The organism is Devosia nitrariae, assembly GCF_030160115.1.
In the GTDB taxonomy this organism is placed as follows: domain Bacteria; phylum Pseudomonadota; class Alphaproteobacteria; order Rhizobiales; family Devosiaceae; genus Devosia; species Devosia nitrariae.
In genome coordinates, this window is sequence record NZ_BSNS01000028.1 from 55,309 (window position 1) to 82,280 (window position 26,972).

Consider the following 26,972-nt stretch of genomic DNA (forward strand, 5'->3'; position numbering starts at 1 on the left):
GTCTCCTCGCGCCGATGACGCGGGTGCCGGTGCGCAAGCGGCGCACCTTCATGCTGACGCCGCTCGTCGACGTGATGTTCCTGGTGCTGATCTTCTTCATGCTGTCCTCGCAGACCGGCCGCTACGGTCTGTTGTCCATCGTCCCGCCCGCACGGGCCGAGACAGATGCGGCCGCGGCGGTTCCGGCGGTTGCCGATCCGGCGGGGGCAGAGTTGGTGGTTACGATCGGGCCGGGCGCGGTCCGCATCGGCGGACGATCGATCGCAACCAATGCCCTGCCTGGAGCGCTTTCGGCCCTGAGGTCGGCAGGATACGAGCACGCCGTGCTGCTGACGACCACGGCAGCGAGCGTCCAGGATGTGGTCTCGGTGCTTGAAGCCTTCGAGAGTGCCCGGTTCGCCCGTACGCGGCTGGTGCGGGAAGCGGGGGTGGCACCATGAGCAGGCGATCCGTCAGCGTCTCGCTGCCGCGCCGCCGCCGCGACGGGCCCGACTTCGCTCTACCAATGATCAATGTCATTTTCCTGATGATGCTCTACTTCCTCGTCGCCGGCACCATCACCCAGCGCGACGAGCTGGCGATCGTGCCGCCGCTGACGCAAAGCTATCCGCCCGAGCGGCTGCCCCGTCCACTGCTGGTGATCGTCGATACGCAGACCGTCCTCATTGACGGGCGGCCACTCGAGCGCGGCAATCTCGCCGCCGGTATTCAAACCGGTTTGAACGGCGCACCGGGCTCCCAAACCGTCAATATCCTGGCGCCGCGGTCCATGGCCGCCGATACGCTTCTGGACGTTGCCGCCGAGCTCGGCGCCGCAGGCATAGGCGTCAGGATCGTTTCGCTCGACGAGCGATCCGCCGCCGCCGGTGGTGCCCCATGAGCGATGCGCGGCAGGCCGGTGCGTGGCTGTTTTCCGCCCTCGTTTCGGCGGGCGTTCACGTAGGCGCCGTCGCCGTCCTCATCGCCGTCCTGCCGCCGATCGAGACGCCGTCCGCCCCTACACAGTTCGTCCTCGCTTCGCTGGAGGCGCCCGCGCAGGTCGAGGTCGAAGCCCTGACGGCGAACGCGGTGGCACCTGCCGTCGCCATGGCCACCGAACCGGCCATCGCCGGCGCGCAGGCGATAGCGCCCGACAGGTTGCAGGCGACGCGCGTCGAGGCCGCCGCGGCATCGATCCCTCAGGTGCAAGCGTTGCCGGCAACGCCCGCCACGGTTTCGACGGCTGCCACGGTCGCAGTTACCGGCCAAGCCGCTATCACCGAACCGCAAGAGCAAGCGGGCAGACTCGAGCCGGCCGCCGGCGCTCCCCTTCCGGTCACAACCACGGCGGCTGCGGGCGCGACGGACAACTCGGCAATCGTTACGACCGCGTCACTCGCCTCGATGAGTGCGACGGCGAGGGCAGAGGCGCAGGCCGGCCACCCCCAACCGGCCGCCAGTGCCGCCTTGCCGACCGCCAGCGCCACCGGCCCCCTCATCGCAGCGCAGACTCTGACGGCGACGGTTACGGCAGATGTGGCAGAGGTCGCCTCAGGGGTAACGATGACCGCGCCTGTAACCGCCGCGGTGGCAGGCGCGACCGGGACCTCGGCTACCGTTCCGATCGCTTCAGCAATCGCCCCGATGGGCGCGACCGCGAGGACAGAAGCGCAGGCCGGAAGCCCGCAACCAGTCACCGGTACCGCCCTGCCGATAACGAGCGCGGCCGGCCCTCTCGTCGTAACGGAGACCGCGACGGCGACGGTCACGGCAAATGTGGCCGGGATCGCGCCAACGGTGTCGATCGCACCGGCAATCGCGCCGGTGGTTGGTGCGCAGGCCCCGAGGCTCCCGGCCGCGGTGGCGGCGGCTGTGCCGGCAGGAGTTGGGAGCCCAGCCGATGGGGGCGTCCAACCTGTTCCAATTCTCAGCACGCAGGCGATAGGGAACGGAAGCATTGCTCCGACGGGCGCAGCCCAGGTGGCGGTGACGGCGGCGCTCAGCGCCAGTGGTGTCACGCTCACTCCCCTGTCTCCGGACATCGAGGCCGTCGCCGGGCTCGACGCGCTCGACGATTATCTTGCCGGCTATGATGGCGGCGACTGCTTTGCCGTGCTGCCGGAACGTCCGGGAGACGGCATTGTCGCTCTGACGGCTTTCGCAGGTACTCGTGCAGCGGCCGGAGCCTTTCTCGAAGCTCTGGCGCGCGATATCGGTGCACCGTTGCCGGTCGAGGCCAAAACCGTCTCTGCCGGGCAATGCGGCGCCCTTAGGTTCGTGCGCTCAAGCACGCTCTATCCGGGTTTCGATCTCGCACTTGCGCTCGACGCCGATGCGATAGCGGTCGGAGCACCGCTTTCCGGTGAGGTGCTGCGGATGACCGGTGCCTGGCTGACCCTGGTGGTTATCGATGACGAGGGCCGCGTTTCGAGCCTCGATCCCTATGTGCGGCTCGAGGGTGAGGCGATCCGTTTTGAGGCACCGGTGGTGCCGACTGGCGAAGCGGCTGGAAAGACCCAACTCCTGCTGGCTGTCGCCACCGCCGAAAAGCTTGTTACCGAGCCCCAGGAAGGGGACTCAGCCGAGTCTTTCCTTGCCGCGGTCGAAAACGAGTTGAGCGAGCGCGGCATTGCAGTCGAGCTTGCGGTCAGTACCTTCACCGTGCACTGAAATTCCTAGAGCGTTTTCAGCAAAGTGGGGACGCCACTTCTGCGGTTCGAAAACGCGGAAGTCCAGTCGCTTAGAGACTACGTTCCGATCCAATCGGAACGTGAAAGGCTCTAGCCGTCGAGCTTGAAATAGCGTGCGCTGACGGCGACGGGCGTCGCGGCGGCGCTGATCTCGTCGAGAAGTTTGGAAAAGAGGCTTTCCGCCGCCTCCGCCCGTCCGTCCATGGCCTCGAGCCCGGCGGCACTCGATACCGCGATCAGCATCATCGGCTGGGGGCCGGTCGCATCCGAAGTGAGGCTCAAGGCAAAGCCGGTGCCGCTTGCGGAGGGGGAAAGCCGCGAGGAGACATCCTCCACCTGTCCATCGGCGGAAACGAGGAAGAGATCCGTTGTCCACCCGGAATCTCCCGCGATCCGGCCGAGCAGGGGTTCGCCACTGGCGATGTTCTCCTTGCTGAGGGAGAGCACGGGGCCGGCCTTGGTGATCTGGCGCGCCTTGCGCAGGAAATCTACCGCAGCACACTGGCCGCTCTCGATGAGGCGAAGTCCGATGTCCGGCGAAAAGCCATTGGCGGCCTGGAAATCAAGGTCGAGCCGCTCGAATGGAGCTATCGCATCGCCATAGGCCTCGATTTGCAGGGAATCTTCTGAGACCGAGGTCGCCGCCGCATATTGGCAACTGCCCAGGGGGTAGTTGTCGAGCCAAGCAACAAACCGTGCTGCCCCATCGATCTGCGGCGCCGCTGTATCGGGTTCGAGGATTGGCTCCGGCTCGGGCTCGGGCTCTGGCTCTGGCTCTGGTTCAGGTTCTGGCTCGGACTCGGGCAGAGGATCTGGTTGAGGCTCAGGTTCGGGCAGTGGCTCCGGATCTGGGGTAGGCTCGGCCACAGGCTGGGTCGGTTCAGGCTGAGGCTCAGGCTCGGGCTCAGGCTCAGGCTCGGGCTCGGGCTCGGGCTCGGGTACAGGTTCAGGTTCAGGCTCAGGTTCGGGTTGTGGCTCGGGGGCAGGCTCTGGTTCCGGTTCGGGCGGAGCTGTTACGAGCGGCGGCAGCATATCGCGATTGAAATAGACAAGGCCTGCGCCCGCGATGAACACGCCGATGCCGAGCGCCAGATAGAAACGACTTACCCCGCGGCGTCGGCCCGCCGGGGGAGTCGTGGCGGTGGCTGGTGCTGTCGGCGGCGGTGGAACCGAGCCCGGCGCGGTCGGACCGGCCGCAGAACCGAACGGGCTCTCGCCACCAACGGTGGACGCGCCGGGCGCCAGGGGATCGAACAGCGGCCGTGGCGCCGCGCCGGCGGCCTCCATCGGCTCGACGGGCGGTGTTGTCGCGGGCCCCTGTGGGCGGGGCGGGGTCGTCGGCTCGCTCTCGGCAGGCCGTGCTGCCGGCCGGACAACCGTCCGCTCGGGCGCTTGGGTCGCTTCCGGCGGCAATGTCCTTGCGCCCTCGAGCAGGCGGATCAGCCCCTGCATGTCGGCCGGCCGCGCCGCCGGGTCGGGCTCCAGCATGCGGGCAAAGATGGCTGCGAGCGTCGGATCGACACCGGTGAGATCGGGCACGCCTCGGCGCTTTTCCAGCACATCCGCGTGCGAACCGCTCATGTCCAGCGCGTGCCCGAGCACAGCTGCAACACCGATGAGGCCGAGGCTGTAGATGTCCGATCGTTCGGTGACGTCGCCGCCATAAAGGCCGAGCTGCTCGGGCGAGACGAAATTGTACTTGCCGGCGAACTTGCCGCCGAGCAGTGTGCCCTCGCCGATTGCCGCCGCCTTGGCAATGCCGAAATCGATGATCTTGGTGCGCCTGACGTCGGCGTTGGGCAGGATGACGTTGTCGGGCGAAAGGTCGCGGTGGACGACCCCCAGATCATGGGCCGCCCCCAGCCCCGAGGCGATGCGCGTCAGCAGCAGCCGCACGTCCTCGACCGGCAGAGGACCGCTCTTCAGCATATCGCTCAGCGGCACGCCATCGACATATTCCATGACCAGGTAGGGCCGGTTGAGCTCCTGTTCGATGGTGAAGAGGTGATAGTGGACGATGGCCTCGTGATGCAGCCGGCTGAGGACCGTCGCCTCCTTTTTAAAGAGCGCGAGAATGGTTTCGTCGCGGGCGAACTCGGGCAGCACCACCTTGATGGCGACCGGCTCGCCGGTATGGATATTGCGGGCTCGATAAACCTCGGCCATGCCCCCGAGCGCAATATGATCTACGATCTCGTAGGTGTGACTGAGCGTCGTTCCTGGGGGGAAGGTATCGGCGCTGCGTCTTGGGCCGCTGCTGTCGTCCCAGGTCATCCCGGCGCTACTCCTGGACCGTGCCGGCTGACCCGTCGCGGCAGGCAACGACGACCACAGTCACATTGTCGGTTGCGCCGCGCGAAAGAGTGAGGTCGAGCAGCACCTCGACGCTGCGTTCGGCGCCCTCCGCGAGAATGGCATCGCGGATGTCCTCGTCCGAGCAGTGGGCGGTAAGGCCATCGCTGCACAGGATATAGACGTCGCCGCCCGCCAGTATTCCATAGGCGGCATCGAGGTCGAGCGCCGTGCCGACGCCGACGGCGCGGGTGATGACGTTGCGGCCGTTCCAGGATTGCGCTTCGGCGCGGCTGAGGACGCCGCTGGCGACCAGCTCCTCGACCTCGGAATGATCGCGCGACAGCTGCGCGAGGACCCCGTCGCGCAGCCGATAGATGCGGCTGTCGCCCATCCACAGGCATCGGTACTGATCGGCAAAGACGAGGAGCGCGGCGACCGTCGAGCCGACGACGCCCCCGCCATGGTCGGCGGCATAGGCAAGGATCGACTGGTTGGCCCGGTTCAGACGGTCGACGAACCGGGCGTGCTGGTCGGACGCAGTGCTGGGGATGCCGAGCGTTGCCAGTTCATCGACGATCGAGGCGCTGGCGACTTCCCCCGACTGATGCCCGCCCATGCCGTCGGCGACGAGCCACAGCCCCGCTTCCGGCTCCATGAGATAGCGGTCCTCATTGGATGCGCGCACGCGCCCCGGATGCGACACGGCCCAGCTCTCGAAAGTGAATGTCGGGGTAACCATGCAAGCGAGCCCCTCCAGCGCCAGCATATGGCTGTCCATCCAGGACGCACTGTAGCACAATGGGTTGAACGCACCAGAAGCACTTGGCGGCGGGATGAGGGGGCTCGGCGGCGCCCAAATGCATCAGATCGACACGAGCTTTAAGGAGGCGAGGCAGGCGAGCGCCGCGCGCAGGCGCCGCCTCCGGGTGCGCCGGTGGCTCATCGGCGGTGCGGGTCTGGCCGCCCTGCTCGTCGCTGCCGGTACAATCTACTATTTCGTCCCCGACTTTCTTGGGCTACGGCCCGACGGAACTGAGCCCCTCGAAGAGGTCGAGGCGGCGGCCGAACCGATCTTCATTCCCGCCATCGTCGACCTTGCCGGCGATCCCCTGCGCATCAGCATCGGCGAGGACCTTTCCGGCAGCGGCCGGATGCGCACGGTCGCGCGTCCGCAGGCGCTGCCGGCTGCGCGAATACCCGGTGACATCGTGGTGCTCGAGGACACCATGATCACCTCGAGCCAGCGGTTCATGACCACCTTGCCGTCGACGCCGCAGGATTTCGCCTACTACCAGTCGCAGCGCCTGGCCGGCCGGGCGGCTGGACCAGAGGCGCCCGATGCGTCCGATACGTCGACTGCTGCGGTACCGGCCGGCGGCGGAGAATTACCGGCTGACATGGTCGCCGACGAGGGCGCCGGCTGGGGTGAGGACCTGACGGGCTCCGGGCAGGCGGCGAGCGATTTCGAAAAGACCCGCGTCGCCGATACCACGAGCGTCGCCTTCGTTCGCGCCGAGACCGCTCGGTTTCGCCCCGACAATGACTATTTCGCCCGCATCCTCGCCGACCGCAGTATCGAGGATCTCTTCGGCACGACCTATGCTGAAGCGGACGCGGACGCTTTCGGCGCTGCGATGGAAAACCTTCTGGACAAGGCCGGTCTGGCGACCGGCGAGGTCGTGGCGATCCGCAGCCTCAGGGATGCGTCCTCGGCAAAGCCGCGCGTGGTGCAGCTCTCGATCTATTCGTCGACCACCTATATCGGCACGCTCGCACGCGCCGAGAGCGGCGAGATCGTGCTCGGCGCCGATCCCTGGGTTCCCGAGGACCTCTTCAACTACGGCCGGCAGCAGGAGGTGGCAGAGCCGGGCCGGCAATACCGCCTGCTCGATGCCGTCTACAGCACCGCCGTGCGCAACCGCGTCCCCAACAATGTCCTGGGCGAAGCGATCATGCTGCTGTCGCGCAGCTTCGATCTCAACGCCTTCGCCACGCCCGAGGATCGTCTGGTCATCGCCTATTCCTCCGATGCCGGCGCCGAGGGCGACACCGTGGGACGCGTGCTCTATGCCGCGGTCAGGGGTGTCGACCGCGACATCGAGTGCTTCGTCTTCCGCCGGAGCGAGGACAGCTACTCGTGCTTTGCCGAAGAGGGCGGCGGGTTGCCGACCACCGTGCCGAGCGGCATGTTCACGCCGGTCAAGGGCGTCCTGACCTCGACCTTCGGGCCCCGCCGCCATCCGATCTTCAAGGATGTGCGCGTGCATACGGGCGTCGACTGGGCGGCGCCGAGTGGCACGCCGGTAGCCGCGGCCTTTGCCGGCGAGGTGAGTTTTGCCGGCAATGGCGGCGGCTACGGCAACCTGTTGCGCATCCGCCATCCCGACGGGCGCGAAACTTACTATGCCCACCTCAAGGCCTTCGCCGAAGGCATCGCGCCGGGCAAGGCGATCGGTGTCGGCGAAGTGGTCGGCTTTGTTGGCACCACCGGCAACTCCACAGGACCGCACCTGCATTTCGAGATGAGGATCGCCGGCGCGCCCGTCGATCCGCTGCAATCGAGCGTCTTGCAGGCTGGTCTGACGACGCTTTCGGGATCGGCGGTCGATGTCTTGACCGAACAGATCGTCGCGGTGGAAAGCGGCGGGCGCGCTGACGCACAGAACCCACTCTCGACGGCAACGGGCGTCGGTCAATTCATTGCCGCCACTTGGGTACGCATGATGCGTACCTACCGTCCCGATCTCGCCCGCACCCTCTCCGAGCCGGAACTGCTGAACCTGAGGTTCGATCCGACCATCTCGCGCGAAATGGTGCAGAACCTCGCCCGCGAAGGCGAAGCTTACCTCAAAGCGCGCGGCCACACCGTCACTGCCGGACGTCTCTATCTCGCTCATTTCCTCGGCATGGAGGACGCGCACCGGGTGCTTGCGAGCCCGCCCCAGCAGCCGCTCGATGCGGTGCTCGCCCAGTCGGTACTGTCGGCCAATCCCTTCCTCGTCGGCAAGGACGCCGCCTATGTCGTCTCCTGGGCCGAAGCCAAGATGGCCGGCACGCGCATCGCGACGGCTCCTTCGGCGACGGCGCGCCCGGCCTCGCCCGAGTTCCAGATCTATAAGAAGGCCATCGAGGTGGTCCTCGCGCCGCAAGTGCCGCAGACAGCCGATGCCGGCCGGCCGTCTAGCTGACTTCGTAGGCGAAGCCGCCGTCGCTGATGTCTACTCGGGCGCTGGTGATCGCCTGCCGCTCGAGCGCCCGGTTGAGGACGTGCCGCGAAAGCTCCGGCAGCAGCGAGTTGGTCAGGATGTTGTCGATCATGCGCCCGCCCGTGTCCGGATCATTGCAGCGCGACACGATGTAATCGACAACTGCGTCCGAGTAGACGAACTCGGCCTCGTGGTTCTCGGCAATGCGTCGGCGGATGCGCTCGAGCTGGATACGCGCGATGCCGGCAAGCATGTCGGGCGACAGCGGAAAATAGGGGATGGTGACGATGCGCCCGAGCAGCGCCGGCGGGAACACGCGGGTGAGATAGGGCTTGAGCGCGGCCTCCAGTTCTTCCGGCGTCGGGCGCGTCCTGCCTTCCTCGGCCATGTCCATGATGACCTCGGTACCGACATTCGAGGTGAGGATGATGAGCGTGTTCTTGAAATCGATCCGCCGGCCGGTGCCGTCCTCCATCTGGCCCTTGTCGAAGACCTGGAAAAAGAGTTCGTGGACGTCCGGATGGGCCTTCTCGACCTCGTCGAGCAGCACCACGCTATAGGGCTTGCGCCGCACCGCCTCGGTGAGGCGCCCGCCTTCGCCATAGCCGACATAGCCCGGAGGTGCGCCTTTCAACAGCGAGACCGTATGGGCCTCCTGGAACTCGCTCATGTTGATGGTGATCATGTTCTGCTCGCCGCCATAGAGCGCTTCGGCAAGCGCCAGCGCCGTCTCGGTCTTGCCGACGCCCGAGGGGCCGCAGAGCATGAAGACGCCGATAGGCTTGTTGGGATTGTCGAGCTTGGCACGGTTGGTCTCGATGCGCTTGGCGATCATGGTCAGCCCGTGGTCCTGGCCCACCACCCGGCGCTTCAGCGTATCGGCAAGGCTGAGGATGGTCTGCACCTCGTCGCTGACCATCTTGCCGACGGGGATCCCGGTCCAGTCGGAAACGACCGACGCGACGGCCTGCTCGTCGACATAGGGGTAGATCATGCGCTCGTCGGGCGAGAGCGCGTTGAGTTCGGCAACCAGCGAGGTGATCCTCGCGCGGATATCGGCTGGCGATTCCACGGCAGCGACCGTTTCACCCGACTCTCCCGGATTGGCTGCACGGGCAGGGGCGGCGGCATTGGTAAGCTCCTCACGGAGCGTCAGGATCTCCTTGACTAGTTTCTCCTCGTGGGCGTGGGTCTCCTCGAGGACTTTCAACTGCGTCTCGATCTCGTCGATCTCGGCATTGAGCGCCTCGCCGCGCTTGGGGTTGTCCGCGCCAATGTCGCCCTGGCGCGCCAGCGCGTTCAGTTCCTCGCGCCGGGCGTTGATGGCGTCCTTGAGGTCGGCGATGGCCGCCGGGGTCGTGCTCTGCGAGATGGCAACACGCGCGCAGGCCGTATCGAGCAGGCTCACCGCTTTGTCGGGTAGTTGCCGGGCCGGGATGTAGCGTGCGCCGAGTTCGACCGCGGCGACCACCGCCTCGTCGGAAATACGCACATTGTGGTGTTTTTCCATCGGCGCGAGGATGCCGCGCAACATGTAGCTGGCCTTCTCGATCGACGGCTCGTCGATATTGACCGGCTGGAACCGGCGGGTGAGCGCCGGGTCCTTTTCGATGTACTGTCGGTATTCGCTCCAGGTGGTGGCGCCGATGGTGCGCAACGTCCCGCGCGCCAGCGCGGGTTTCAAAAGATTGGCAGCATCACCCGTGCCCTGGGCGCCACCGGCGCCGATGAGTGTGTGCACCTCGTCGATGAAGAGGATGATGGGAATGGGCGAGGCCTGAACCTCGTCGATCACCGAACGCAGACGCTGCTCGAACTCACCCTTCATCGAGGCGCCGGCCTGCAGCAGCCCGATGTCGAGCGCATGAAGCCTGACACCCCTGAGCTGGGGTGGAACATCGCCGGACGCGAGCCGCTGGGCGAAGCCCTCGACCACGGCGGTCTTGCCGACCCCTGCCTCGCCGGTCAGGATCGGATTGTTCTGCCGCCGGCGCATCAGGACGTCGACGATCTGCCGGATCTCCTCGTCGCGGCCTACGATCGGATCCATCTTGCCGGACTCCGCTGTCGCTGTCATGTCCGTCGAGAAGCGTGCGAGCGGCGACTGGCCGCGCGCGCCCGGCGCCTGGGCCGCCGCTCCCGCAACGTCGGGCGCGGCAAGACCGGAGCCGTCCATCGGGCGCAGGTTCTCCTCGTCCGATGAGGCCCAGAGGGTCGCCGCCTCGGCCGCCACCCGATCGGCCTCGAGCTGCTGGAACTGTTTGGAGCTCTGATTGAGCGCGCGCTTCAGTTCCAGGTCCTTGAGCGCCGAGAGGAGGATGTGGCCCGTGCGGATCTGGGTTTCCCCGAACATCAGCGTCGCATAGTGCCAGCCACGGTCGAGAGCGTCGGTGATCTGGGTGGAGATGCCGGGCATCTCGGTCTCGTTCTTGCGCAGCCCATCGACGACCGCCCCGATCTCCGAGAGCACCCTTGCGCGGTCGACCTTGAAATGGTCGAGGGTGACGGAGATGTCCGAGCGCTCGTTCGAGACGATGTGGAAGAGCCAGTGGGCAAGCTCCAGATTGCGGTTGCCCGCATTCTTGGCGTGCCGCAGCGACTGCATGAAGGCATCGTATCCAAGCCGGTTGAGCTTACCGGTGACGGTCTCGAGGCTGATGTCGTTCATGGTTGTCGTGCCCCCTGCGCGTGCCGCGCTCTCATGCCGCCTGCGCCTGCCCGCTGAGCGTGAAGCGAGCATCGCAGAGATAGACGTCCTCCTCCGCCACCGGCACTTCGGCCGGTGGCAGCCAGGTGGTCCAGCCGAGCTGGCCGGCCTTGCCGAGCTGCAGGCTGGGCGCCAGCCGCGCCGGCAGACAGAGCTCGACGTCGTATTCGTAGCGATGGCCGGTATAGAAGAAGACAAGGTCGGCGAGCCGCCGCGCCGCCTCTCCCCGTGGCAGCAGATCGGAATACTCCTCGAGGCTGGCCGTCCTGATCCGCACCCGGAACTTATCGTTGATGCTGTAGCAGCGCTGGCCGAGGAAGCTGTCCACCCCGAGCGCGCCGCGTGCGCCGAGAGCCATGCGGTCGGCCGGCTCGAATTCGAGCCAGGTGCCGATCCGCTCCTCTATGGTCACATCGAGCCCCAGCACCCCGCGCAGGAGCTGCATCAGCCGCCGTGCGCTACGCACCCGCGGCGCGATGAGCCCGGCAAACGGCAGTTTGGCGATGTCCGGGATGGAGTCGCGCTCGGCGAGCGCGTCCGTGCCGATGCCGGCAAAACTGCCCACATAGCGCGCGAAGCGGTCAGCCTTGGGCCGGTCGTGCTGGGCGATGGGGCGGGCGTCGGCCCAGGCGCGGAAGAAGAGCTGCAGGAATCGGTTGGCGAAGATGGAGACGAACCGCACGAAGGAGTCGTCGCGATGGCTGATCCAGCCCATCGCTTCGACGGTGGTATTGAGCGGCAGGGCGCCCTGCGGACCGAAAAAGCCGAGAAAGCGTGTGGCAAGCCGCGGCGTGCCGCGCGAGGTGGTATCGACGCGTGTGATGTTGGCTGCCGGGAATTCGACGAACGGATCCTGCGCCAGGCTGACGACCTCCTCGGCGACCGTTGCGCTGTCGCCGATGCGCGGCTTGCCCGGAAAGGCGCGCTCGTATTCGCGCAGCACCCGCAGGAGGTCGAAGCGATAGGGTTCACGCTCGAGGGCCTCGCGATCGCTCATAGCAGACCTCCGAGTCCATTGCGCGGCGGCCAGCGCATGATCTCGCCCCGCTTTGTCGTCGCGATCACCGTCTCGGTGAAGCTGTTGACCGCGGCATATTCGGCAAAGAAGTGATCGAGCACAGCCCCGAGCGCCGTCACGCCCGTGCCCTCGAACGCGGCCTCGTCGAAGGTGATGGTGACCTCGACGCCTCGCGCCGGCGTAAAGCCGTTGGCCTGGCGCAGCATGCGCACGACGGGACGGCTTGTGACCTTCTCGATGCCGCGCACCTGCCGTTCGGTGAAGCCCTCGGAAAGATCGGCAAAGAGCGCCAGCAGTTCGCGCAAGGGAGGCGTGCCGTTCCCGGCATCCGTAGTCAGACCCAGCTGACTGAGCGAAAGGAAGTTGACGAGCCGCCAGAGGATCGGCCCCGGTCGCAAATCGCCGCGCTGCCTGCGCTCGACATGGATGAGGGAATCCTTGGGTGGCGTTGGTCCTGCGACGCATTTCAGGGCAAGGGCAGTGTCGTCGGCAAGACGGAAATCGGCGCCTGCATCGCCGACCGGGAGCTGCTCGGTCAGGTGCCGATTGGAAACGAGCGCGCGCACGCTCAGTTCCTTGACCCGGTCGGTGTCCTCTATGCCCTCCGGCTCGAACAATGAGATGAAGGTCTCCGTGCCCGTATAGCGTGTCTGTCGCCCGAAGCGTCGCTCCTGCTCGGTCGGCAGTCGCGGCAGCCGCCGGCTGGTATAGTAGAGCGCCTCCTCGGACCGGATGGCGCTGGTCGGAAGGCTATAAAGCGGGAAGACCTCGACCTTCTCGCGCCGCCCCGGATAATGGGCGAAGACCTCGAGGATGCGATGCACCTCGAAATCGAGCCACCGGCTGCGGTCGGCAATCACCGGGTGCTCGTGCTCGCTGCGGCTGACGGGTATACGGCTGCAGGTCATCTCGAAGAGGTTGGTCGCCGGCACAGTATAGAGGCCGAAAGACGCCGGGCCGACGATTGGTGCCAGGTGCGGCGCGGCAGCGTCGAACTCGAAGATGAGATCGAAGGCATGGGCCTCGAGCCCTGACAGCGCCTTCTGCAGGCCGCCGATCCGGAAGCCACGATATTTGGCGGGGAAAGTGAAGTAGTCGCGCAGGATCTCGAAACCCTCGAAGACCCGATCATCGGCCGGTTCCAGGCCATCGTCGGCCTCGAAGCCGATCGGCTGGGCGCGGCTCTCCCCGAGCAGGCGGAAGACCGGATCGCCATGCACATCGAGATAGCGGAGGCTGATCCGGCGGCAGCGTGCAAAGACCTGCTCGAGCACGGCGTCGGCGTCGCCGGCATTGCCGATGAGGTGGATCGGCAGGTCGTCGATGGCAAGCTTGGCGAGCGGCGCGCCAGCGGGCGGGCGGCCCTCGACGTCCTTTTCCGGCCCCGCCGTGCGGTTGTGAAAGGAGAGGCGCAGCCCCGCAGCCGTCGCCGGCAGCACTTCGAGCCCCAGCGCCCGCAACGGTCCGGGACCGGCGAGGTATTCGGCTTGCTCGAGGCGCAGCGGCCAGACCATCAGCCGGCTCGCCAAGCGATAGCGGCACGAAACGCGCCGCTCACGCTCCACATAAGTCGCATCGATATAGCTGCCGGCCGCATAGGTGAGGCCGCCCATCAATCGCGGATTGTCGTATTGGGGCTGGGCCTGCACCAGGATGGACGAGGCGATCGGGGCGAGATAATTGGGCACCAGTTGATCGAGCAGCGCGCTGGTGAACTCGGAGAATTCGCTCTTCAGCTTGAGCTGCACGCGCGCGGCGAGGAACGCCGTGCCCTCCAGGAGCCCGGCCAGCCCCGGGTCCATTTTCTCCTCGGTCAGGCCTCCGAGCCGCTCGGCGATGCCGGGATATTCGGCAGCAAAGTCCCGCGACTGCTCGTAGAGGATGCGTAACTCCCGCTCATAGAGCTCGAGGAACTCGCCGTTCATGACGAACCCGGCAGTTTGGGCAGCACCACCTTTGCCGCCGTCATGTCGACCTCGGCGACGAACTCGATCGGTACATCGAGCGGTCGGCAGGCCATCTCGCCCTGGACTTTGAAGCGCACACGCGCCTTGAGGCCGTCGCCGGCCTCGTCGGCCCGGCGCACCTCGAGGCTCTCCGAGCCTAGCCGCGGTTCGTGATCGACGAGAGCCTGTTTGAGATCGGTGCCAACCTTATTGACCTCCTCGCTGCCGACTGCGACCTGGGTCAGGTCGCTGAGGCCGTAGTTGAGGACCGACCTTTCGACATAGGGGTAATCGGCAAGGTCGACCGCCGAGGCGAGATTGACCGTATCGACGAGCGAGGCGAGGTCGCGGGCGAGATCACGCTTCAGCGTCGTCTCGTTGGCACCCCGCCGCCGGATCGATCCGCGATCCGACACCACCCGCTCCCCGTCGACCTCGACGGCGCCGGGCTTGACCGCATCGCGCTGCTCGAAGGCGTCGCGGAAGGCGAACATCAGCGGGATCTGAAGGCGGTCTTTCTGCTTGTCCCAAGAACGCACGACAGCTGCTCCCTGGAGCGTTTACAGCAACAAAGCTTGTCCCGGACTCGATGCGGGTTGAACACCACTTCCGCGCTGCAAACGTGCGACTTCCATCATCCGGAGGCATCACGACGGCCACCGACGAATGCCAGTGGCTGGCAATCATGCCAGCCGGTGATGCATTGCGAGTGCTCCCTGGCCTAGGTTTTCTTGCTCGTTTTCAAGTCAAAGCCTGCCTTCACGGCGGCGTCGAGGGTGCCCTTCTCATTCTGCGGGCTGAATTCGAGCTCGACCTTGCCGAAGTTCAGGCTGACGTTGTCCACGGGCCGCTCGTCCCCGCCGCCGGAGCCGCCCGTCTGATAGCTGGAGATCAGCACGTCGGTCAGTATGACCTTGTGGTATTCGAGCTGCTCTTCGCCGGCCTTGCGGAGCGTCAGCTGTGCGCTGGGGATATGCTTGCCGGTGGCGCAATGCAGAAACAGGACCGGCGATGCCTTGTCCATGAACTTTGTAAACACGAGGTCGGAAACGGTCACCTTGCCGGCGCCCCCGCCCCCGCCAGATCCAAAGGTCCCTTGCTGGCTCGCCCCCCAACTCCACGAAAGGACCTCGATTTCGTCCTTATGCTTGTCAGCCTGAGATTCGCCTTTGATGTCACCGAGTTTCAGAAACGTGTCTACGGCCATGTGGAGTCCCCTTGTGTGCGACGGGCGCCGGAGAGTTCCAACGGCCGTCAGTTTCGTCCCTGATATGCGCAGGCAAGTCGTCCGGCCACGAGTTCTCCGCGGCCGCACCAATGTCATCGGCGTCCGTATCCCCCCAACCGAAAGCTCCTGCTTCGGTTTTCTGCGTCGGTCCGGTTATCCGGTCTTGCCGGGTAGCCGGGAAACCAGGCTCAGCCCGATATCCATCCCTTCGAGCTGGTAGTGTGGCCGCAGGAAGAAGCGGGCGGCGTAGTATCCAGGGTTTTCCTCATCCTCGAAAACCTCGACGCGTGCGTCGGCCAACGGCCGCTCGGCTTTGGCCGCTTCGCTGGCCGTTTCCGGATTGCCGAGCACGTATTGCATGATCCATTCGGTCAACCGCCGCTCCAGCTCAGCCTTCTCGTAACTCTCGCCCACCCAGTCGCGCACCATGCATTTGAGGTAATGGGCAAAGCGAGAAACGGCGAACATATAGGGGATGCGCGAGGAGAGGTTGTCGGATGCCGTCGCGTCGACGTCGATATAGGCCTTGGGCCTGTAGACCGACTGGGCGCCGATGAACGCGGCCTTATCGGTGTTTTTGCGATGGACTAGCGGCAGGAGCCCGGATTTGGAGAGTTCCGCCTCGCGCCGGTCGGTGATGGCGATCTCGGTCGGGCATTTGAGGTCTACGCTGCCATCGTCGGTCGGGAACGTGTGGACCGGCAGGTCCATCACCTCGCCGCCAGCCTGCACACCGCGAATACGCACCGTCCAACCATATTCCTTGAAGGCCCGGTTGATATTGGCGGCCATCGCATAGGCTGCGTTCATCCAGGCGTATTTCTGGCCGGCATGCCCGTCCGTTTCTTCCTCGAAGGCAAACTCCTCGACCGGCAACGTCTTGGCGCCATAGGGCTCTCGTGAGAGGACCCGCGGCAGGCAAAGGCCGAGATAGCGCGAATTCTCGGAATCGCGCAGCGACTTCCAGGCCGCGTAGTCGGGGGTGTCGAAGATCTTGGAGAGGTCGCGCGGATTGGAGAGCTCGGTCCAGGCATCCATGCCCATCAGCGTCGGATTGGCCCCGGAGACGATCATGCAATGGGCGGCCGCGCCGATCTTGCTCAGCGACTTCATCACCGTAACGTCGGGTGCCGAATGATCGAAGTGATAGTCCCCGACGAGCGCACCATAGGGCTGACCGCCCAACTGGCCGAACTCGGCCTCGTAGAGTTTCTTGAAGAGCGGGCTCTGGTCCCATTTGGCGTCCGGATAGAGCTTGGCCTCGCGGTAGAGCTCGGCCTTAGTGATGTTCATCACCCGGATCTTGAGAGTCGCGTCGGTCTCGGAATGATTGACGAGGTAGTGCAGGCCGCGCCAGGCGCTCTCGACCTTCTGGAAATCCTCGTTGTGGATGATCTCATTGACCTGCACAGACAGCTTCTCGTCGAGCCGTGCGATCATCTCTTCGATGGTGTCAAGCACGTCGTCGCGGATGAGGCTGGTATCGGCGAGGGCCTGGCCGACCAGAGTCGATATCGCGTTCTCGATCTCGGTTTCGGCCCGTTCGGTGCGCGGTTTGAAGCTCTGCTTCAAAAGCGAGGAGAATTCATCGACTTCGACGGTGCCGGCCTCGCCAGCCGTTTTTACGTCTGCTTGAACGTCGCTCATCTTCGTCCTCTCGGCCGGTTGGTGCGTTGCCGGCGATTATGACCTGCGCGAGAGCTGCTCAGGCCTTGTCTTCGGGCGCGCCCTCGGCCTCCTGCGTAATGGCTTCGCTGCGACGCTGCTCGAGCGCCGCCATCAGTTTGGGGTCTGAAAGGAGCTTGCGCAGTTGCTCCTCGGCCGCCGACTTGCCGTCCATGTAGCGCTGCAGGTTTGCGAGTTGTTCGCGCGCCTGCAGAAGTGCGGCAAGGGCCGGCACCTGCCGGGCCACCCCGGCAGGGGAGAAATCGTCCATGGTGTTGAAGGTGAGGCTGACGCTCAACTGCTCGCCGCCATCGCCGCTCAACTTGTTGGTCGCACGGAAACTTGCCGCGGGCGCGACGGCACGCTGGAACTTGTCGATATTGTCCATGTCGACGTCTGTAAACTTGCGGTCCGCCACCGGCGGCTTTTCGACCTGCGAAGCATTTCCCGACAGGTCTGAAAGCACGCCCATGACGAAGGGCAGCTCGATCTGCTTTTGCGAGTCGTAAGGGTCTTCGTAGGCGATCTGCACGCGAGGAGGACGATTGCGCTTGATGAAGCGTTGCCCGGAATCCGATGCCATCTTAGCCTCCCCAATATGAGCGAAGGAGATCAAACCCGCCTGTTCTTGTCAATTACTTTCGCGGTCAAGTTCGTTCGAAGTCAATAATCCGACGCACTATCTTTCGGGAGCATCTCATTCAAAATTGAAGCAAAATCCTTATCCAGGTAATTTCGTGCCTGGGCAAGGAGATAGGGTACGGGACTCGAGGGCTCGGCCTTGCGGAAGAAGCCCTCGATCTCGAGCATGAGGGCCACCGCCTCGGCGCGTGTCGCGGCGGTGAAGGCATCGGGATCGGCGCCTGTCCCTTCCGCTTCCGCATCCAAACCGTTGGTAAGTCCGTTCGCTAGAACGTCGTCGGTCACCAGTCGGATCTGCTCGATGCCGATGTCGAGGGCATAGCCCGAGCGAACCCTGAGCATGGCGCCGGCCGAGGTCTGCGGCATCAACGCATCGAGCGCGGCGATGAGTGGTTTGCCGATCAGCATACGCGCCTGATGCACGAGCACCAGCGCCGGTGCGGAAGGTTCGCGGGCGAGGAAATAGGTTTCGGCTGCTGCGAGCGCCGCGTCCGCAGTGCGGTGGTCGGCGATGCGGCCGGTCGGGACGGGCGCCGACGCCGGCCCGGCCTCCGGGCTCGTCTCCTCGTCCGTCGCGGCGGCTGCGAGGGGCGCCGGCGCGAGCTCCGACCGGTGCGCGGCGATCAATTGGCCGATATCGGCGAGCGTTGCAGTGAGCCGCTCGAAATCGGGCACGCTCTCGGCCCCTGCATGGGTCAGGAACGTGCGCCGGATGGTCTCGAGCGCGGCCAGACCGCGTCCGATGGCTTCATGGACGGCGATGGCCTGTTCTCGGTTGCGCTCGCTCGACAGCGCGCTGGCGACCGCATCGAGCGGAACGGTCTGCTCGCCCTCGCGCGGCCGCGCCTTGCCGTTGGCCACCATGAACTGGCGGTAAGTGAGGGCGGTGTTGCCGCTGCCGACGATCGGGGCATAGAGGAGCGGCAGTATCACCTGCACCTGATCCTCGAGCGCCTCGACCGTGTTCTGGCGCATGATGTGTTCGCCCTCGAAGGGCAATGGATGGACGTGGTCCCACTGGCTTTCGACGAGCGCTGCGATGGCCTGGAGCGCTTCGCAGAAGCCGTCGATGTGACCAGTCAGGACCTGAAAGCGGGCTTCGAGCGTCAGGAGCCGGATATCGTGGCTGCGGGCGAGGAACCCGTCTATGGCGGCAAGCTGGGCCTCGAGGTCGATGCTCGATTTGTCGAAGGGCAGCTCCCGCCCCGTTCCCTCGGTATCCATGGAAAAGAACCGCGCCGGCAGCTGGCTGCCGGCCAGGAGCATGAAATTGGTGTAGTCCCAGTCGCCGGTTTCATCGAGGTCCGGTCCGCACGGGGACTCCTCGGAGAGCGGCTGGTCGAGGCCCTGATGTCGCATGGCGCGGCAGCTCCCGGACGAGGCGGACCGGTCGGTGGGCGGCCGCTATTGCAGTTTCAGCTTCATCTCGACGCGCCGGTTGACCGGATCGAACGGGTCCTCGACCCGCGGGTTGCCCTCGCCCAGACCCAAGGCCTCGATCCGATCGATCGAGACGCCCTGGGCGACCAGGAAGTCGGCCACGGCCTGCGCACGCCGCTCGGCCAGCACGTTATTGTATGCCTCGGTGCCGGAGGCGTCGGTATGGCCCTCGAGCACGAACTGCGCATCACTGAGCCGATCGTCCGAGAGCGCCGACGCCACTTGCGTCAGATTGGATTTGGCTTCCTCGGTCAAGGTTGCCGAATCCAGCTCGAAATTGACGAGGACGTCGAAGCCCGATGGCGCCGATTGTTCGGCACACTCTTGCGCTGTGCCGACGCAAATACCGCGGGTGGCGCCTGCTCCGCCTTCAGAAAAGAACTCGACGACTTCGTCCGCCGAATATTCCTGTGCCGCCGCCGGCAAGGCCAATGCCGCAAGTGCGGCAAGGCCGAATAGTCTCAAATTGCGCATTTCGAACCCTCTCCCTGCCACAGAATTCGATAGTGCTGCTATTTAAAATGAGTATTGAGAACGCGCCGTAAAGTCAACGCACGCTCTCTTGACTTGCCGCGGCAGTGCAGGAGTCGACACGGTCTCTCAGCGCTTCTTGGCCGCCGCATCGTAGGCGTCGGCGAAGTAACGCAGGAAGACGTCGAGAATGCCATTTTCATGGTGGGCGGTCTTGGCGTTCCAGCGCTCGACATAGACGTCCCACGCCCGCGACTTCTTGGAGCCGAGCGAAAAGGAGCCGACCTTGTCCTCGATGGCGTCGGGCGCCAAATCCTCCATCAGGCGGGCGAGCGCCTTCTGCATGGCGGCATAGGTCGCGTATTCGTGCCGCTTGATGTCCTCGAACCCTTCCGTAAAGCTCGCGGGCGCGTCGAGATAGCCTGGCTTGCTGCGCTGGAACATGATCTGCAGCGCCTCGGCCGGGTCGGGCACGAACTTCATCGGATTGTTGTTGGCCAGCCCGATCATGGTGCGGTCGCCGCTCTTGGTCATCTGCTTGGCCGCAGCCCGCGCCTGCAGGAGCTCCATGAGCTGGCTGGTGACCAGCATCAGGACGGCACCAATCTCGGCGGCGGCCTCCTCTGGTTGCCGGCCCTCGAGGGCGTTGGCCGGCAGGCCCGCGGCTGCACAAAGCGCGGCAAGGACCGCATCCGGTCGGGCCGCAGTGGCGGCCCCTCCATTCTGAATAGGGGCGGCCCGGACCGGTGCCGGCTGGGGTGCCTGCTCGGGGATGCGCGAGCCGGGCACGTCGCGCAGCGCTCCGCGAGCACTGCCGAACGGGCTGGCATCAGAGGCGGGCTGGGCCGGCGGCGCGGCGCGGAAATCGACGAACTCCTCGAGCGCATCTGGGGCCGCCGGACGGTGCTCGCGCCGGCTCGGCTCGTTGAACCAGCGTCGGTCGACAGACTCGACCGCCGGCTCGTCCTCGAGCGACCAGATATCCCCGCCGGCCGGCGGGGCGGACGCGGCGGCGGTCTGCTGCGGCAACGGCTGGCTGCCCGCTTCGTCGGGCAGGGCGACGGAAATGATGTAATCCCCGATCTGCAGGCGGTCGCCATGCGCCAGGCGGTACGGGCTCTTGACCCTTTGGCTCGACCCGTTGACGAAGGTGCCGTTGGTCGAGATGTCGTTGAGCCAATAGGCGCCATTCTCGTAGCGCACCTGGCAGTGGTGGCCCGAAATGAACCGCTCGGGATCGGGCAGGCACCAGTCGAGGTGCTGCTCGCGCCCGATGTCGAACCCGCGCGGGCCTGCACTGAACTCGAGCGGACCGCCGTCGGAAAGCCGGTCGAAATTCTCGATCCTCAGGACGATCGCCACCATGGCTCCTTCTCACGCCGTCGCCGGAGCGTTGCTGGCCCGCTGACAGCCATTGCAGTCCGCGGTTGCGGCCGGCAAGGACTTGGATCGGTTGATAAATCCGCGCGGCACCGATCCGGGACACGCAAAAATAGCATAGCACGCAGAGATCGCAAACGCGCTGCACCGTCACGACCGCCACCTTCAGCGGACGGCGAGTGCCGCGCCCATGTCGACGAACGTCGAGAGCGTCTTGCGCCGGAAGCTGTTGTCGACCCGCGCCAGCACCCCGAGGATACCGGCATTGACTGCCCGGGGCGCTAGGAAGGGCGGCGGCGGAACCGTCGGCGATCCGGCATCGGTCATGCTCCCGCCGCTCCAGCCAGCGGCGAGCGCGATCCACACACCTGGTGATTTGTTGGGGCAAACCATCGCTTCGTCGAGTGCCTGGCGGCGATGCTCCTCCTCCGGCTCGGCCACCCAGATCTCTGCCAGCCGCAGCATGCGCCGGTCCTGGTCGGTGAGCAGGTGGTCGAGGCTCATCAGGCACTCGTGTCCCCACCAGACGGCCTTCCGCCGCGGCAAGAGGTAAGCACCGAAGGTGATGGCTTCCTCGGGCGTCGCGCTTTCGGCCAGCCGGGCAAGGAATTCGAGCGGCGCTTCTGCGTCGGGCCGCGCGCGGATATCGCTCTGGGCGGCCTCGTAGGCATCGAACAGGTCCCGTGCCGTGGTGAAGTGCAGTGTTGTTCCCATCGCGCTAGACCTTTCCGCTCGTCCGGCACCGCATTTTCATGGCTCAGTTGATCTTGACCACGGCGCCCTTGATGCTCATGAGGGCGCCCGCTTCATGCGACGCCATCAGCTTGCTGCTGGTCTTGAGTTCCGTGGTCGCCTCGACGGTCACCGACAGCATCGACGTGATAGCGATCCCCGTATTGTCAATGACGATCGTGTTCTGTCCGACCTTCAGCGTGATGCGGTTGCCCGCTTCGATGGTGATGTTGTTCGCCGCCGTGATCTTCAGATTGCTGCCGACGGTCAGTTCGTCATCACGGCCGATCGCGACCGCGCGGTCTCTGAGGACCTCGCCCTCGTAGTCCCTCTGGGCGTGCAGGCGTACGAGTTCCTTTCCCGCCTCGTCGTCCATAATGAACTCGTTGTAGCCCCCGCCGCCCCAGGTCTCGGATTTGAACCCGGATATGCTCTGCTTGTCGGGCAGGGGGTAGGGTGGGGTATTCTGGCCGTTGTAGACGCTGCCGATGATGACGGGATAGTCCGGATCGCCATCGATGAACTCGACCAGCACCTCCATGCCGATGCGCGGCAGGAAGATCGCGCCCCAGCCTACCCCAGCCCATGACTGGGCGACGCGGCACCACATCGACTCCTCGTCATTGGTCCAGTGGAAGCGGACCTTTATGCGCCCGTGTTCGTCGCAGTCGCTGACGACGACCGCCGTCTGCGGGCCGGCGATAACCGGTTTGGTAGTAACCGGCGGCGGAGCGTAGGGGCGGTCGGAGGGCAGGAGTACATACTCTCCGTAATACTCATCAGGCAGCGGCTCGTTCGACTGCGAACGGTACGCCTGTCCAAAGAAGCGATGCGTGCATCCGAGCACGAGATATTCGCCGCCCTCGGGATGTTTGGTGAACTGCGCAACCGAACCGGGCGAAAGCCCCGGGCAGACGCCGGTGGCTAGGAACCGGCCGTCCTCTGCGCGGGCGGCATCGATGGTTGCCTGCGCATAGGTCTTGCCGTCCTGCTGCTCCATGTACTTGCCCGGATGCAGGTAGCTTTCGAGGTTTGCATTGTCGTGGCTGGCATCGCCCGATGTTTCGGTTTCCATATTGGTGCTGGGTTTCTTGAAGTTGTAGTCGTTCAAGCGCACCTTGCCGGTGGTGAACCGCCGTTCGCCGCGCAAGTCGGTGAAGAACTCCTCGTCTTCTTTGACCATGGGCTGGAAGGGGCGTTTGCCCCCGGGAGCGTCGGTATAGGACGACCGGCTGTCGCTGAGCACCATCGTCTGCTTATCGTCGTCGAACGTGTAGTAGTAGCCGATGCCATGCGCCTCCATCAGTCGCGAGACGAAGGCGAAGTCGCTCTCATTGTGTTGCACGCAGTATTCGAGCGTTGGGTAGGAATGCGAGGTACGATCCTGGTAATCGGCCATACCGCCGTGCTCACCGAAGATATCGGAGATGATCTGGATCACGCTCATTTCATGGAAGATGCGTGAGTTGACGCGCTTGGCGAGCATCCAGAACCAGGGACGCAATGTCAGTCCATAGAGCGCGCCGTCGGGGTGCACGTCCAGCCGGCGGGTCTCGACCAGCGTGCCGGCAAAGTAGCGCTTGCCACGCCCACCCGTCAGCGTCACGGTACAGGTCTTACCCAGCGCCTTGTCGAACGAGATCGTGCGATCAGGTTCCTGGGCGTGGAGCGCCTCGACCTCGAATACGAACGGCGCGCTCATATGCTCTTGTCCGGAAAAGCGCGTGAGAACCAGCTCGTTCTCGCCGAGCGGCGTCTTCAACTCGCCAATGCGGCTGGACTGTCCGAACGGATTCCCCATGGCCAAAACGCCCCTGCCGGTTCCGGAAGATGTCTACACTTGCCCGACGGGGGTGGCGCGTCCGGCGCGACCCGATCGGCAACAGTCAGGCGGCCGTTCAGCCGCCGATCATGACAGTCGGCGCGCCCGTCACGATGCTTCCTCCATGCGCCGTCATGTCGCCTAGCCGGGCCGCCGGCTGTCCACCGATCAGCACTGTGGCCGATCCCATTGCGATGGCATCGGGCGGCCCGACGCACGTCGCCATATCTCCGACCCGCGCGGCCGGCATGCCGGCGATCAGCACATTGAGCGCGCCCGGTCCGCTGATCGGCCCGCCCACATGCGGCACCAGCGCCGTCACCATCGGACACACGTGATTGTCCAGCAGTCTTGCGGCTGGGGGGCACATCGCCCATCCTCCTGTCCCATCCGCGCCAGTGTGATCCAAAGAGGGGCGGCCCGCAAGATAGGCGATTGTTCCCGGCAGGCGCAGGCCCATCCCCAACTTCGTCCCCATCAATATTGGGATCGGGAATACCTGATCGAGAGCATCGGGCGGGATGCCCCCTGTCGAAGAATTTGGTCTTGGCATGCAGGCCTCGCCGCAACATCTGGTCGGGGTGTGAAACCCGCATCCCGGTTATACTCGGCACGGCGCGCGGGAAAATTCACCAGGCAGATCGACTTTTTCGTCAAGATGTGATCGCCGGCGGGGCGCCGACGATGCTGCCGTCGTCAGCACTTGCAGAGATGTTGCACACCATAGTGCGCAATTGAGTTCAACCCTGCTCTTGATTGTCACATGGACTCGGTGGTCAAGTGCGAGAACGGCGATCGACAGACGCCATTTCGACCTTGGCGGGATTCGGATTGGGAGCGCCAAGTCTCGGATGGCGGCATTGCGAGCAGGAGAAGCGCTCTTGCTTCTCCCAAGCGCTCTAGGGGGGTGCGGATGTCCCGGTATAGCAAGGTGACCTGGTCGGAAGGGTTGTTCTTGCGTCAGCATCACCTGCAGCAGGCCGACCGCTACTGCGAGCATCTCGTCGAGAGCCGCACCCGCTTTGCGAGCCCCTATCCATGGGGTTTTTCCGAACTGCAGATCGACGACGACCTTGCCCAGCGCAACAAGTTCGCCCTGCGCAAGGCGAGCGGCATTTTCCAGGACGGCACGCCCTTCGATATGCCGGGGGGCTCCCCGCTCCCCCCGCCGGTCGACGTGCCTGACGGTTCGGAACGTCTGACCGTGTGGCTGACGGTGCCGGCAGAGACGCAGAATGCCCGCGAGATCGACATGCCCGAGGCTGCGAGCGGCAGCCGCTATGTGCGCTCGCTCGAGACCATTCTCGACGCGTCCTCGACCATGCTCGTCGAGCAGGAGATCGAGGTGGCGCACCTGCGCGCCGAGTTCGACCTGCGCAAGACCGCCAAGTCCGGCTTTCATTGCCTCAAGGTCGCCCGCGTGCTCGAGGTGCGCGACAAGACCATCGTCCTCGACCAGGGCTTTGCGCCGCCCGTGCTGTTGACGCAGGCGCATCCGGTCGTTGCCGGCTGGATCGAGCGGGTTATCGGCTGGATGGACACCAAGCTGCAATCGCTCTCGCGCTACGCGGCTGACCCCAGCGCCGGCGGGGGCCTGCAGACCTTCGACTATTTCATGCTGCAGACGCTCAACCGGCACGTCAACGTGTTCAAGCACCTGCGCAATTCGCGTTACGTCCACCCGGCGCGGCTCTATGAGGAACTGCTGCGCTTGTCCGGGGAACTGTGGACCTTCGCGCCCTCCCGCCTGCCCCCGGACTATGCCGAGTACGACCATGACGATCTCTGGGGCACGTTCGAGCCGATACTCGCCGACATCCAGCGGTTGTTGAGCATCGACGTCGGACGCGCTGTCCGGCTCGACTTGGTGCTGCGGGCGCCAAACGCCTATGTGGCGGCCGTACGCGACCGCACTCTCTTCCGCAACGCCACATTTGTGATCGAGGTCGGCGCCGACATGCCGCTCGGCCAGATCCAGCAGCAGTTCCCGGCGCTCTGCAAGGTCGGCCCCAATACCCGCATGAACGAGATCGTGCAGACGCACCTGCCGGGCATCGAGCTCGTTCACATGCCTACACCGCCCCGCCAGATCCGCGCCGTCTCCGATCACGTGTATTTTTATCTCGACAAATCCTCGAGCCTGTGGCCCGAATTCAGTTCGGCCAGCAGCATGGGGCTGCATTTCGCCGGCGATTGGCCTGGGCTCACCCTCGATCTCTGGGCGATCATGGAAGACAAAAGATGAGCCGCGACGATCCGTTCGGTTCAGGAGGCAAGACCGTCATCCGGCCCAATCCGGGCGGGGCGCGGCCGAGTGAGCCGAGGATCGACCAGTCGCGCGGCGTTCCGCCGGGCCAGCCCCAACCGACCTCGCCTCAATATCGCCCCGCCCAGCCGACCGGCATGCCCGCCGGCGACGACGATTGGCTGCGGGGGCCATTGCCCGGCCAGCCGACCCCCGCCGCCCAGCCACCACCGGACACGCCGAAAATTTCCCTGGAGATCGCGCTCAATGCCCGCGACAGCGGCCAACTGCCCGCGTCCAACCCCATCACCGCCGCGGCCATGCCCCTCCTCATCCTGCTGGGGCGCCTGCGCCTGATGATCGTCGACATGCAGGCCGTGCCGCTGATGAACCATGTGGCCAACCAGATTCGCGAGTTCGAACGCTCCATCCTTGCTGCCGGGGTCGATCCGCATGACTCGCGGGTGGCGACCTATGCACTCTGCGGCACAGCCGACGATATCGTGCAGAACCTGCCGGGCACGGACCGCCATGTGTGGCTGCAGCATTCCATGCTCGCCCAGTTCTTCCAGGTGCGCACCTCAGGCGTCGGCTTTTACGAGGAATTGGGCAAGATCCTGCAGAACCCGGCAGCCAAATACGACCTGCTGGAGCTCATGCACGCGTGTCTCTGCCTCGGCTTCGAAGGGCAGTATCGCGGCTCGCCCCAGGGCGCCTCCGAGCTGCAGCGGGTGCGGCGCGACGTCTACCAGACGCTCCGGCACCTTCGGGCACGCGCCAATGACGATATCTCCCCGCGCTGGCAGGGGCTCAATCTCAAGATGCCGCAATTGACCTCGCGTATCCCCCTCTGGGCGGTGGCGAGCGCGGCGGCGGCCGTCGCCGTCGGCGTTTTCATCCTGCTGCGCGTGCTGCTGGGCAACGGCGCCGACGATCTCTCGGGCCGCCTCGTCGCCCTCCATCCCAACACGCCCGTGACGCTCGAGCGGGCCGCCTTCACTCCGGCCCAAATCCCCGACACGCGCGACCCGACCCAGCTCGAGCGCATCCGCACCGCGCTCGCTGGCGAAATTGAGGCCGGTGGACTCGCGGTCGATGCCGTCGGGGATGAGATCGTCATCAACATCTCCAATACGCTCCTTTTTGCCTCGGGCAGCGCCGAGGTCGAACAAAGCTTTGCCGATATCGCCACCCGCATCGCCGAAGCGCTCGACAGGGAGCCGGGCCCGATCAGCGTCATTGGTCATACCGACAACGTCAGGATGTCGGGCAGTGGTCGGTTCAAGTCGAACCACGATCTGTCGGTGGCCCGTGCCGAGGCGGTCAAGGAGACCTTGGCGGGGGCCATCGACGATCCTTCGCGGCTCGTCGTCGAGGGGCGCGGCGAGCTCGAACCGATCGGCGACAACGCCACGTCGGAGGGGCGGGCGCAGAACCGGCGAGTCGAGATCGTCATCCCGCGCGAGGAAACGCTCGAGGCGTCGGCGTGAGGCGGCGGGCATAGGA

The 26,972-nt window shown here is 65.3% G+C and carries 21 protein-coding genes; 6 read left to right on the forward strand and 15 right to left on the reverse strand.

Features of this window, described 5'->3' with window-relative positions:
• Window positions 1–14 precede the first annotated feature (14 nt).
• From QQK18_RS26460 to QQK18_RS26470, 3 genes are read left to right on the forward strand one after another with little or no spacing between them, the layout of a single operon-like run.
• Window positions 15–440: an ExbD/TolR family protein gene (locus QQK18_RS26460; RefSeq protein WP_284343416.1), complete on the forward strand. Its 426-nt coding sequence runs from the start codon at window positions 15–17 to the stop codon at window positions 438–440.
• A complete protein-coding gene (locus tag QQK18_RS26465) occupies window positions 437–880 on the forward strand; it encodes an ExbD/TolR family protein (RefSeq protein ID WP_284343417.1) in 444 nt (147 codons plus the stop codon). Before QQK18_RS26460 ends, QQK18_RS26465 begins: the two co-directional genes overlap by 4 nt.
• Window positions 877–2,649, forward strand: coding sequence for a ribonuclease E domain-containing protein (locus QQK18_RS26470; RefSeq protein ID WP_284343418.1), 1,773 nt, complete (start codon window positions 877–879; stop codon window positions 2,647–2,649). Before QQK18_RS26465 ends, QQK18_RS26470 begins: the two co-directional genes overlap by 4 nt.
• Before the next feature lie 110 nt (window positions 2,650–2,759).
• On the opposite strand, the gene QQK18_RS26475 is transcribed toward QQK18_RS26470, so the two are convergent.
• Window positions 2,760–4,943, reverse strand: a complete 2,184-nt coding sequence (locus QQK18_RS26475; protein ID WP_284343419.1) for a serine/threonine-protein kinase — start codon at window positions 4,941–4,943, stop codon at window positions 2,760–2,762.
• 7 nt (window positions 4,944–4,950) lie between these two features.
• Window positions 4,951–5,703, reverse strand: coding sequence for a PP2C family protein-serine/threonine phosphatase (locus QQK18_RS26480; RefSeq protein ID WP_284343420.1), 753 nt, complete (start codon window positions 5,701–5,703; stop codon window positions 4,951–4,953).
• A 118-nt stretch (window positions 5,704–5,821) separates the two neighbouring features.
• Between QQK18_RS26480 and QQK18_RS26485 the strand changes: the two genes are divergently transcribed.
• On the forward strand, window positions 5,822–8,152 hold the full coding sequence (locus tag QQK18_RS26485; RefSeq protein WP_284343421.1) for a peptidoglycan DD-metalloendopeptidase family protein: 2,331 nt from the start codon (window positions 5,822–5,824) through the stop codon (window positions 8,150–8,152).
• Here QQK18_RS26485 and tssH read toward each other — a convergent pair.
• From tssH to QQK18_RS26550, 13 genes are all read right to left on the reverse strand, one after another.
• Window positions 8,145–10,838, reverse strand: a complete 2,694-nt coding sequence (gene tssH, locus QQK18_RS26490; protein WP_284343422.1) for a type VI secretion system ATPase TssH — start codon at window positions 10,836–10,838, stop codon at window positions 8,145–8,147. The two genes, QQK18_RS26485 and tssH, sit on opposite strands and share 8 nt — an antisense overlap.
• A 31-nt stretch (window positions 10,839–10,869) precedes the next feature.
• Window positions 10,870–11,874, reverse strand: coding sequence for a type VI secretion system baseplate subunit TssG (tssG, locus tag QQK18_RS26495; protein ID WP_284343423.1), 1,005 nt, complete (start codon window positions 11,872–11,874; stop codon window positions 10,870–10,872).
• Window positions 11,871–13,820 carry a type VI secretion system baseplate subunit TssF gene (gene tssF, locus QQK18_RS26500; RefSeq protein ID WP_284343424.1) on the reverse strand — a complete coding sequence of 650 codons (1,950 nt, stop codon included), beginning with the start codon at window positions 13,818–13,820 and terminating at the stop codon, window positions 11,871–11,873. The genes tssG and tssF overlap by 4 nt, the downstream gene beginning before the upstream one ends.
• Window positions 13,817–14,380 (reverse strand): type VI secretion system baseplate subunit TssE, encoded by a 564-nt coding sequence (locus QQK18_RS26505; RefSeq protein ID WP_284343425.1) that lies wholly within the window; start codon window positions 14,378–14,380, stop codon window positions 13,817–13,819. Before QQK18_RS26505 ends, tssF begins: the two co-directional genes overlap by 4 nt.
• 182 nt (window positions 14,381–14,562) lie before the next feature.
• The gene (locus QQK18_RS26510; RefSeq protein ID WP_284343426.1) at window positions 14,563–15,048 is read right to left on the reverse strand and encodes an Hcp family type VI secretion system effector; all 486 of its coding nucleotides are present in this window, start codon (window positions 15,046–15,048) and stop codon (window positions 14,563–14,565) included.
• 174 nt (window positions 15,049–15,222) lie between these two features.
• Entirely contained in the window at window positions 15,223–16,716 is a 1,494-nt protein-coding gene (tssC, locus tag QQK18_RS26515; RefSeq protein ID WP_284343427.1) for a type VI secretion system contractile sheath large subunit, read from the reverse strand.
• A gap of 58 nt (window positions 16,717–16,774) precedes the next feature.
• On the reverse strand, window positions 16,775–17,317 hold the full coding sequence (tssB, locus tag QQK18_RS26520) for a type VI secretion system contractile sheath small subunit (protein ID WP_284343428.1): 543 nt from the start codon (window positions 17,315–17,317) through the stop codon (window positions 16,775–16,777).
• Between the two features lie 80 nt (window positions 17,318–17,397).
• Entirely contained in the window at window positions 17,398–18,735 is a 1,338-nt protein-coding gene (locus QQK18_RS26525) for a type VI secretion system protein TssA (protein WP_284343429.1), read from the reverse strand.
• Between the two features lie 45 nt (window positions 18,736–18,780).
• Entirely contained in the window at window positions 18,781–19,290 is a 510-nt protein-coding gene (locus tag QQK18_RS26530; protein WP_284343430.1) for an OmpA family protein, read from the reverse strand.
• Between the two features lie 126 nt (window positions 19,291–19,416).
• Window positions 19,417–20,652: a type VI secretion system-associated FHA domain protein TagH gene (gene tagH, locus QQK18_RS26535; RefSeq protein ID WP_284343431.1), complete on the reverse strand. Its 1,236-nt coding sequence runs from the start codon at window positions 20,650–20,652 to the stop codon at window positions 19,417–19,419.
• Window positions 20,653–20,832: 180 nt separating this feature from the next.
• Window positions 20,833–21,381 (reverse strand): DUF6931 family protein, encoded by a 549-nt coding sequence (locus QQK18_RS26540; RefSeq protein ID WP_284343432.1) that lies wholly within the window; start codon window positions 21,379–21,381, stop codon window positions 20,833–20,835.
• 43 nt (window positions 21,382–21,424) lie between these two features.
• Window positions 21,425–23,200 (reverse strand): type VI secretion system Vgr family protein, encoded by a 1,776-nt coding sequence (locus QQK18_RS26545; protein ID WP_284343433.1) that lies wholly within the window; start codon window positions 23,198–23,200, stop codon window positions 21,425–21,427.
• 97 nt (window positions 23,201–23,297) lie between these two features.
• A complete protein-coding gene (locus tag QQK18_RS26550) occupies window positions 23,298–23,591 on the reverse strand; it encodes a PAAR domain-containing protein (RefSeq protein WP_284343434.1) in 294 nt (97 codons plus the stop codon).
• Window positions 23,592–24,134: 543 nt separating this feature from the next.
• Between QQK18_RS26550 and tssK the strand changes: the two genes are divergently transcribed.
• Both tssK and tssL read left to right on the forward strand, forming a co-directional pair.
• A complete protein-coding gene (gene tssK, locus QQK18_RS26555; protein WP_284343435.1) occupies window positions 24,135–25,466 on the forward strand; it encodes a type VI secretion system baseplate subunit TssK in 1,332 nt (443 codons plus the stop codon).
• The gene (gene tssL, locus QQK18_RS26560) at window positions 25,463–26,956 is read left to right on the forward strand and encodes a type VI secretion system protein TssL, long form (protein WP_284343436.1); all 1,494 of its coding nucleotides are present in this window, start codon (window positions 25,463–25,465) and stop codon (window positions 26,954–26,956) included. The genes tssK and tssL overlap by 4 nt, the downstream gene beginning before the upstream one ends.
• Window positions 26,957–26,972 lie beyond the last annotated feature (16 nt).